Annotated in this window: 7 protein-coding genes; 5 read left to right on the top strand and 2 right to left on the bottom strand. The window is 53.5% G+C overall.

The features are described 5' to 3' along the window. Positions 1–339 precede the first annotated feature (339 nt). Entirely contained in the window at positions 340–2,985 is a 2,646-nt protein-coding gene (gene mgtA, locus ACMGEE_RS13175) for a magnesium-translocating P-type ATPase (protein ID WP_436830177.1), read from the top strand. A 211-nt stretch (positions 2,986–3,196) separates the two neighbouring features. On the opposite strand, the gene ACMGEE_RS13170 is transcribed toward mgtA, so the two are convergent. Both ACMGEE_RS13170 and ACMGEE_RS13165 read right to left on the bottom strand, forming a co-directional pair. Further along, the gene (locus tag ACMGEE_RS13170) at positions 3,197–3,439 is read right to left on the bottom strand and encodes a DUF1158 family protein (RefSeq protein WP_125289315.1); all 243 of its coding nucleotides are present in this window, start codon (positions 3,437–3,439) and stop codon (positions 3,197–3,199) included. A 283-nt stretch (positions 3,440–3,722) separates the two neighbouring features. Continuing rightward, positions 3,723–4,679 (bottom strand): LysR family transcriptional regulator, encoded by a 957-nt coding sequence (locus ACMGEE_RS13165; RefSeq protein WP_436830176.1) that lies wholly within the window; start codon positions 4,677–4,679, stop codon positions 3,723–3,725. Positions 4,680–4,781: 102 nt separating this feature from the next. On the opposite strand from ACMGEE_RS13165, the gene ACMGEE_RS13160 reads away from it, so the two are divergent. From ACMGEE_RS13160 to mntP, 4 genes are all read left to right on the top strand, one after another. After that, a complete protein-coding gene (locus ACMGEE_RS13160; RefSeq protein ID WP_436830175.1) occupies positions 4,782–6,179 on the top strand; it encodes an APC family permease in 1,398 nt (465 codons plus the stop codon). A 29-nt stretch (positions 6,180–6,208) separates the two neighbouring features. Beyond that, positions 6,209–7,087, top strand: a complete 879-nt coding sequence (gene aguB / locus ACMGEE_RS13155; RefSeq protein ID WP_436830174.1) for an N-carbamoylputrescine amidase — start codon at positions 6,209–6,211, stop codon at positions 7,085–7,087. A 3-nt stretch (positions 7,088–7,090) separates the two neighbouring features. Beyond that, positions 7,091–8,173, top strand: a complete 1,083-nt coding sequence (gene aguA, locus ACMGEE_RS13150) for an agmatine deiminase (protein WP_436830173.1) — start codon at positions 7,091–7,093, stop codon at positions 8,171–8,173. A gap of 472 nt (positions 8,174–8,645) precedes the next feature. Beyond that, complete coding sequence (mntP, locus tag ACMGEE_RS13145; RefSeq protein WP_253456428.1) at positions 8,646–9,212, top strand: manganese efflux pump MntP; 567 nt, start codon at positions 8,646–8,648, stop codon at positions 9,210–9,212. Positions 9,213–9,262 lie beyond the last annotated feature (50 nt).

Below are 9,262 nucleotides of genomic sequence, written 5' to 3'. Positions count from 1 at the left end.
AACGGAGCCAATAATTGGACAGTCATCCTTTACGTTTTAACTCATAAGGCAGGCTACGCCGTTTGCTTGCCGATAACCGGTGGGCACTGTTTTTCTCTCTCCTGAGCATTACGTCCCCGTCATAACTTTTTTCTCCCGCGCAGCCGCCGGGCAAGGATTAACGATGAAAGAACCTCCGACCAGCGACGGGCGATGGCAAACAGGCAGAGTTAAGCGTACACGCTTCCCGTAACGTCCTCTTTTCCTCTTCCCCGCCTCGCCCAATCCTGACCCCAAAAATCAAATCCTCATGCGCAGGGTCGCTTCTCTGCGCCTGAATAAAAATAAAGGATTAGGCACATGAAAAAATCCCGCTCCCGCGATCTGGCTATCGCACAAGAAATAAAACTGAGCCTGGACAGCACGCTGGCTCGTCTGAACACCCAACGCAATGGTTTGACCGCCGCTGATGCCAGCGAGCGCCTGTTGGAATATGGCCAAAACGAGGTCGCCACGGCTCAGGCGCCGCACGCGCTGATCCAGCTGATCCAGGCCTTTAATAACCCCTTTATCTGGATCCTGATCGTGCTGGCCGCCATCAGCTTTTTCACGGATTACCTGCTGCCGCTGCGGCAGGGCGAAGAGACCGATCTTACCGGCATTATCATCATGCTGACCATGGTGGCGCTCAGCGGCCTGCTGCGTTTCTGGCAGGAGTACCGCACCAATAAAGCGGCGGAAGCGCTGAAATCGCTGGTACGTACGACGGCAACCGCTATTCGCCGCAGTAGCGAAAACGCCGCGCCGGTCAGAATGGAAGTTGCGCTACAGGACGTGGTGCCCGGGGACGTGATCTTTCTGTCGGCTGGCGACATGGTGCCGGCAGATGTGCGCCTGCTGACCGCTAAAGATTTGTTTATCAGCCAGGCTTCGCTAAGCGGCGAAGCGGTGCCGGTAGAAAAACATGCCGCGTCAGATCGGTGCCAGCCAGATGACGATCTGCTGAACAGGCCCGATATCTGCCTGATGGGCACCAGCGTCGCCAGCGGTACGGCTACCGCCGTCGTAGTCGCGACAGGCAACCGTACCTGGTTTGGCTCGCTGGCAAAATCCGTGACCGGCAGCCGGCCACAAACCGCTTTCGATCGCGGCGTAAACAGCGTCAGCTGGCTGCTGGTGCGCTTTATGCTGGCGATGGTGCCCGTGGTGTTGTTTATCAACGGCTTTACCAAAGGCGACTGGGCAGACGCCACGCTGTTCGCGCTGGCCGTGGCGGTTGGCCTGACGCCGGAGATGCTGCCGATGATTGTCAGCTCTAATCTGGCGAAAGGCGCCATTGCCCTGTCGCGGCGCAAAGTGGTGGTGAAGCGGCTTAACGCTATTCAGAATTTTGGCGCGATGGACGTGCTGTGTACTGATAAAACCGGCACGCTGACCCAGGATCGCATTATCCTGGCGCAGCATCTTGACGCGCACGGGCACAGCAGCGATCGGGTTTTGCAGCTGGCCTGGCTGAACAGCCGCCATCAGACCGGCGTAAAAAACCTGATGGACAGGGCGATCCTGAGCTTCAGCCAGGGAAAATGGGTGGTTAGCGGGCTGCATCGCTATCGCAAAATCGACGAGCTGCCGTTTGATTTTGAACGCCGCCGTTTGTCCATTGTGGTGGCGGACGAGCACGATCGGCAGAAACTGATCTGCAAGGGCGCGGCGGGCGAAATGCTGTCTGTCGCCACGCACTGGCAGGACGGACGCGAACGGCGTCCGCTGGATGAGGCCGCGCGTCAGCAGTGGAGCCAACAGGCGGCGCGCTGGAATCAGCAGGGTTTTCGCGTACTGCTTATCGGCGAGCGCGATCTGAGCGATATGCCGCTAACGCTGCCGCTGCACAAGGATGATGAGCGGGATTTGACGCTTTGCGGCCTGCTGACCTTCCTTGATCCGCCCAAAGAGAGCGCCAGAGAAGCGATTGCCGCCCTGCACGAGCACGGCGTAACGGTAAAAGTGCTGACCGGCGATAACGCCATTATCACCAGTAAGATTTGCCGCGATGTCGGGCTGGAGCCAGGAGAGCCGCTGTGCGGCAGCGAAATTGAGCGGCTGGATGACCGCGAACTGGCGACGCTGGCGGACTCACGCACCATTTTTTGCCGCCTGACGCCGCTGCAAAAATCCCGCGTGCTGAATATGCTGCAACAAAACGGCCATACGGTCGGCTTCCTGGGCGACGGCATCAACGATGCGCCAGCGTTACGGGAGGCGGATGTCGGGATTTCCGTCGACAGCGCTACGGATATTGCGAAAGAGTCTGCCGATATTATTCTGCTGGAAAAAAACCTGATGGTGCTGGAGCAGGGTGTTATCAAAGGCCGCGAGACTTTCGGCAACATTATTAAGTACCTGAATATGACCGCCAGCTCCAACTTCGGCAACGTTTTTTCCGTGCTGATCGCCAGCGCATTCCTGCCTTTTTTGCCCATGCTGGCTATCCAATTGCTGATCCAGAACCTGATGTATGACCTTTCCCAGCTGGCGCTGCCCTGGGACAAAATGGATAAGGCGTTCCTGCGCAAGCCGCGTAAGTGGGACGCAAGGAATATCGGCCGCTTTATGCTGTGGATGGGCCCGACGTCTTCGCTGTTTGACGTCACCACCTTTCTGCTGATGTGGCACGTTTTTGCCGCCAACAGCGTGGAGCATCAGGCGTTGTTTCAGTCAGGCTGGTTTGTCGAAGGTCTGCTGTCGCAAACGCTGGTGGTGCATATGCTGCGCACGCAGAAGATCCCTTTTATCCAGAGCCGCGCGGCGCTGCCGGTGATGCTGATGACGGGGCTGGTGATGGCGCTGGGGATCGCCATCCCCTTTTCACCGCTGGGCGAAGCGGTTGGGCTGACGCCGCTGCCCTGGGCTTACTTCCCGTGGCTGGTAGCGACGCTGCTGGGTTATTGCCTGGTGACGCAGGGAATGAAGCGCCTTTATATCCGCCGTTTCGGCCAGTGGTTCTGAGGAGGAAAGATGAAATATAACAACGCCATCACTGCTATCGTGCTGTTCTTTGTTGCGTTAGTTATCCTGTCCAGCGGCCTGCTGATGATCTTCGGCCACTGAAAAGGAGCAGGTATAGAGCCGGGCGCGGTTGGCAGAAGCTGTAAACGAAGCCTGCCGCGCCGTCGTCAACCTGATCCGGAACCCGCGTGGAGGGCCGGCAAAATTTTGTTTATACCTTGATAAACCGCAGATAAATAAAGCGAATCACATAGTATTCCAGCGCGCCTAATAGTAAAAACCACAGGCAGAACACCAGCGTATAGAGCTGGCCGACATCGCTGAGATGAAACAGCGTGGTCAGGCGGCGCGTCAGCTCCACGCCAAACCAGGGGGCGGGCAGCAGCAGCGCGGAGAGAAAGCCCAGCATCAGCGTGCTCATCGGCATTAAAAAGGTCAGAAAAGGATTGTTCATAGCGGTTCCGTCTCGGTCAGTGACGGCCATTTTCCGGTAAACGGATGGCGGGTTCAACTCTGAACACGGCCTGGCGCAAAAAAACAGACCTGCTTCAGGAGCGGCACGTAAGGCTGATAACCTGAATGTCTGTTGTATTTTAGCTAAGCATTTCATTCTTATTTGAAGTTTGTTGGTGAATTAAATTACTTTTTGGGAAAAATAATAAAGAGCTTCCCGGCCGTTGGCTTTTTGGGAAATTTATCCATTCCCTTTTTGCTATGGGTATATTGGACAACCGTAATTATAAGCCTGTTTTTTTCGGGATAAGCGGACAAGGAATGGCTGAAACGGCAGGCCCACTATGGTCAATACCGGCATTTTTCAATTCGTCTGTAAGCCAGCGCAGGGCAGGCTGACGATCGAACAAGCTGTGCGTCAGTAATATCAGCTCATAAGCGGGTAAGCCCTGCGGTAGTTCAAGTATCTGTAGAGGAAGCATGGTTGCCAGCTCTTTGGCAATGCGAAAAGGCACGCACATTAAATACCCCGAAGCCACGGCGATCCTGCCGGCAACGGCATAGCTCTGCACCACGGCGGCTAACGGTCGATATAAGTGCTGTTCTGCCAGCCAGCGATCGATATGATCGGCGCCTGAGCTTACGGCGGGCAGATGAATTTGTGCCTCCGTAACCAGATGGCTAAGCGTGAGCCGATCGGGTAAATCCGTGCGTGTTTTGGCGGCAATGGCCACATAACGATCGGTTATCAGCGAATATTTATGAAAATAATGCGGAATATGTTGCAGGCTGTCCACGGCAATAAACGCATCCAGCTGGCCCATCTCCATGCGCTCCAGTTTTATCGTTTCCGATAATATATCCACGGAAAGCCGGACGTTTGGCGCCACGGTTTTAAACCTGGCGGTCAGGACGGGCATAAATAAAAATTCAAAATAATCCACGGCGCCCAGGTAGAAAGTATGGGCATCCAGCATAGGATCAAAGGGATGCGCGCCCCGGGTGGCGGCATCCAGCCTGTCCAGAACATTGCCTATAACCGGAATAATGGATGCCGCGTAGGGCGTGGGTTCCATACCGTTACGGGTGCGAACAAAAACGTCATCATTTAACTGTTCGCGTAAACGATTCAGGGCATGGCTGAAAGCGGACTGGGTAATATTGGCTTTGCGGGCGGCACGAGTAACATTCTTTTCTTTTGCCAGAATCAGCAAAAGACGCAGCAGATTCAGATCCAACATGGCTATGCATTCCTTTCATTAGCTGATGTAAACAATACATTTTATTCATGAGTTTTGACACTGATATATTTCCGCTAAACCGGAAACAGGCAGAGGTTATGGATGAGTGAAAATAATAATCAGCAAATAGGATCGGGCAGCCTGACAATGTTTACGCTTTGCGCCGTGGTCATTCTGGATACGCTTGCTGCGTCTGCTGCTATGGGGCCTTCGGCATTTGCCTGGTGGGGGATCATGCTGGCTGGTTTTATTCTTCCCTATACGCTGGTGGTAACGGAATTAGGCACCGCCTGGCCTGCCGAAGGGGGAATATATGAGTGGGTCAAAAGAGCCTTTGGTCAACGAATGGCAGCCAGAACCTCCTTTCTGTACTGGATTAATGTCGGCCTGTGGATGCCTTCGGTATATATTCTGTTTGCCGGCACCTTCTCTTCACTCTACTGGCCCCAAATGAGTCTTTACTGGCAAATTATGTTGTGTCTGATGCTGACATGGCTGACGGTAGGATTTTGTAATATCTCAACGAGCGTTTGTCTGAAAATAGCCCGCTGGGGAGCCTGGGCGAAAATAACGGTGATTGTCGTCCTTGGTCTGGCTGGCGTGCATTATCTGGCAAAACACGGTCTGGCTAATCATTTCCAGGCTGAACGTTTTATTCCTCGTCTGGATGAAAGCACCCGCTTTCTGCCCGCCATTATTTATAGCCTTCTCGGGCTGGAACTGGTTGCCAGTATGGGAAAGCTGATAAAAAAACCGGAGACAACGCTGCCGCTGGCGATGTTAACCTCGGCATTATTGATCTCGCTGCTTTATCTGTTTGGCACCTTTGGCCTGCTTGCCGCGTTGCCGCTGAAGGAAATCAACGTGGTATCCGGCATTATCGATGCAATGAAAATCATTTTTGGCGGCGGCGGGATGTCACAAGTGATGTTACATGTTTTATGCGCCCTGACTTTATTCAGTTTTATCAGTAACATGGTGACATGGACTTCGGGTTCCAGCCGCACCGCCGCAGAAGCCGCTAAAAGTGGCGAACTCCCTGCCTGCCTGGGGAAAATCAGCTCCCGATATCAAACGCCTGTGGGCGCGAACGTTGCTACGGGCATTATTTCTACTCTGGTGATTATTTGTTACAGCCAGCTTGCCAACGACAACAGTGAATTATTCTGGGTGATTTTCTCTTTTTCCAGCTGTATTTTTCTGCTTCCTTATTTATTTCTGTTCAGCGGCTGGTTCTGGTTACGTTATCAGGCTCCCCATGCTTACCGTCCTTATCGCGTACCGGGCGGGATGGTGGGACAGTGGCTGGTAACGATTACCTGTCTGCTATTTATTATTCAGGGGATCGTGCTGTTTATTTTTCCGGATTTATTTAAAGGGAATATTAATGCCAGACATAGCCTGCCGATTATTGCAGGGATTATCGCTACGCTAATCGCCGGAGAATGCTGCCTGTTGCAATATGAAAGAAAAATGCAAGATTCCCGTTCTAAATTTTAAGGGTTTTTCTGTCTGATTTAAGGAGGGTTATGAGAAACGTAACGGTATCGGCAACACAAATGCGCTGCTGCTGGGAGCTGGAGAAAAATATCGCTAAGGCGGAAAGTAAAGTGCGCGAGGCCCATGCTCAGGGTGCGCAAATTATTTTAATTCAGGAGCTTTTCGCCACCCCTTATTTTTGTATCGATCAAAATCCGGCGCATTATTTGCTGGCACAGGAAAAAGCATCCAGCCCGATTATTCAGCATTTTTCCGCCCTTGCCAGCGAATTGCAGGTGGTGCTACCGTTGAGCTTTTTTGAGAAATGCCATAACGCTTATTATAACTCGCTGGTAACGATCGATGCGGATGGTACCTTGCTGGATACCTACCGTAAAACGCATATTCCCAATGGCCCGGCCTATCAGGAAAAGCAATTTTTTATTCCCGGCGACAGCGGTTTTAAGGTATGGGAAACGCGGTATGCCAAAATCGGCGTCGGCATCTGCTGGGACCAGTGGTTTCCTGAAACCGCACGCTGTCTGGCGCTTCAGGGAGCTGAGCTGATCTTTTACCCCACGGCGATAGGTTCGGAACCTGCTTATCCCGATATTGACAGCCAGCCGCACTGGACGCGGGTTCAGCAGGGACACGCGGCGGCTAATATCCTGCCCGTTATTGCGTCTAACCGTATTGGAACGGAACAAAGCCGTTATATCCCGGGCCTTGAAATGACCTTTTATGGTTCTTCATTTATTGCCGACCAGACGGGAGAACTGGTAAAGCAGGCCGGTAAAACAGAGGAATGCGTACTGGTGCATACTTTCAATCTGGACGCTATCGCCGCCCAGCGGGCTGCATGGGGTTTGTTTCGCGATCGACGACCAGAGATGTACGGCGTTATCGCGACTTCCGACGGCAGGGTATAACGTATGCCTTCTTTTACCCGCCCTTATCATGATGGATTCGCTATGCCTGCGGAGTGGGCGCCGCAGCAGGCGGTGTGGATGATCTGGCCTTATCGTCCTGATAACTGGCGATTGTCCGGAAGGCCCGCGCAGCTGGCGTTTGCCGCTGTCGCCGCTGCTATAGCCCGAACCACCCCGGTTTTTATGGCCGTACCGGCGGCTGAAATGGAGTCTGCGCGCCAGACCTTATCTCCTTTGGTTACCCTGGTGCAGATGGAAAGCGATGATGCCTGGATGCGTGATACCGGCCCGACGGTGTTGGTGAATCATCAGGGCGAGCGGCGCGCAGTAAGCTGGATGTTTAATGCCTGGGGTGGAGCGCAGGAAGGGCTGTACGCCTGCTGGGAACGCGATGGCGCGATTTCCCATCAGGTTGCTGATTATCATGGCTTTTACTGCTATCACGCCGGCCTGGTGCTTGAAGGCGGATCGATCCATACCGATGGCGAAGGAACCTTATTGACGACCGCCGAGTGCCTGCTTAATTCAAATCGTAATCCTCAGCTGACGCAGGCAGAGATTGAGCGCTATCTGCGGGATTATACGGGCGTGGAGTCGATTATCTGGTTACCTTATGGCGTGTTTAACGATGAGACAAATGGGCATATCGATAATATGTGTTGTTTCGTTCGCCCCGGAGAAGTGGCTTTGCACTGGACGGAAGATCGAAATGATCCACAGTATGCCCGTTCTGCCGCCGCGCTAAAGGTGCTGGAAAATACGACAGATGCGCGTGGTCGCCGCCTGAAAATATGGAAAATACCCGCGCCCAAACCACTTTACGCTACCAAAGAGGAAATCACGGGGCTGATACAGGGGACGGCCACGGAACGCTATCCTGGTAATCGGCTGGCGGGTTCCTATATCAATTACCTGGTCAGTAACGGGCAAATTATCTTCCCGTTACTGGAGGCAAAGACAGACCGGACGGCTGAAGCTTTATTCAGGGAAATGTATCCTGATTATTCGATCACCGGTGTACCAGCGCGGGAGATCCTGCTTGGCGGCGGGAATATCCACTGCATTACGCAACAAATTCCGGCGTAGCATCCGGCTACCCGTTAAGTCACCTGTTTGATCAGGGCCATTACATCAGGCGACAGCCCGCCAGATGGTCTGATTGATCAGGGCCATTACATCAGGCGGCAGCCCGCCAGGTCGTCTGATTGATCGGCAACATTTCATCAGGCGGCAGCCCGCCAGGTCGCCTGATTGATCGGCAACATTACATCAAGCGACGGCCTCTTTTTTCCCCTTAAAATCCCCCATTATCTCCAGGGTTGAGCAGACTAACCCGGTAATTCCTTTAGTGTTTTTGCGCCTCTTTTTTGCGCGAAATTAGCATTCGTTAAAAAGTATAGCCAAGGCTATACTTAAACACCTGATTTTATTGTCTTTTTATACGCGCAATCGCGTGGTAGGATGCACGCACATTAAGCCTGAGGGGCTTGTTTCTTCAACAAGAACCGTTCTTTTGATGTCTGGGCGATAAGATAACCGCCAGACCGGTATAACCACAATGAACCTATATGCAACCCTTATTCTGGCCTTCGGCATGTCGATGGATGCTTTTGCCGCCGCGATTGGCAAAGGCGCAAGCCTGCAGCGTCCGGGTCTGAGAGAAGCGCTGCGCATCGGCCTGATTTTCGGTGCGATTGAAGCGCTGACGCCACTGATTGGTTGGGGCGTAGGCATTGCAGCCAGCCGCTACGTAATGGCATGGGATCACTGGGTCGCTTTTACGCTGCTGCTGGTGCTTGGCGGCCGCATGATTCTGGAGGGTTTCCGTAAAAAGGATGAAGAGTGCGAAGCGCCCCAGCGTCACGGATTCTGGCTGCTGGCGATGACCGCCGTCGCGACCAGTCTCGATGCCATGGCCGTCGGCGTCGGCCTGGCTTTCCTGCAGGTGAATATTGTGACGACCGCGCTGGCGATTGGCGCTTCCACGCTGGTAATGGCTTCGGCGGGCATCCTGTTGGGCCGTTTTCTTGGCCCGGTAATGGGCAAGTGGGCGGAGATTTTCGGCGGCGTGGTGCTGATTGGCATTGGCACCAGTATCCTGGTTGAGCACCTGGGCATCCTGTAAAGGTGCAGACAAAAGGCCGGGTTTACCCGTCTCGTTTAGCTTTTGTTTAG

Source organism: Erwinia artemisiae (assembly GCF_051400835.1).
GTDB lineage: Bacteria > Pseudomonadota > Gammaproteobacteria > Enterobacterales > Enterobacteriaceae > Erwinia > Erwinia aeris.
The sequence above is the reverse complement of the archived record's forward strand: the minus strand, read 5'-3'. Positions and strand labels throughout refer to the sequence as shown.

Bases quoted from the DNA above. Each gene is read 5' to 3' on its own strand.
- mgtA (WP_436830177.1), top strand. From the start codon at position 340: ATGAAAAAATCCCGCTCCCGCGATCTGGCTATCGCACAAGAAATAAAA.
- ACMGEE_RS13170 (WP_125289315.1), bottom strand. From the start codon at position 3,439: ATGAACAATCCTTTTCTGACCTTTTTAATGCCGATGAGCACGCTGATG.
- ACMGEE_RS13165 (WP_436830176.1), bottom strand. From the start codon at position 4,679: ATGTTGGATCTGAATCTGCTGCGTCTTTTGCTGATTCTGGCAAAAGAA.
- ACMGEE_RS13160 (WP_436830175.1), top strand. From the start codon at position 4,782: ATGAGTGAAAATAATAATCAGCAAATAGGATCGGGCAGCCTGACAATG.
- aguB (WP_436830174.1), top strand. From the start codon at position 6,209: ATGAGAAACGTAACGGTATCGGCAACACAAATGCGCTGCTGCTGGGAG.
- aguA (WP_436830173.1), top strand. From the start codon at position 7,091: ATGCCTTCTTTTACCCGCCCTTATCATGATGGATTCGCTATGCCTGCG.
- mntP (WP_253456428.1), top strand. From the start codon at position 8,646: ATGAACCTATATGCAACCCTTATTCTGGCCTTCGGCATGTCGATGGAT.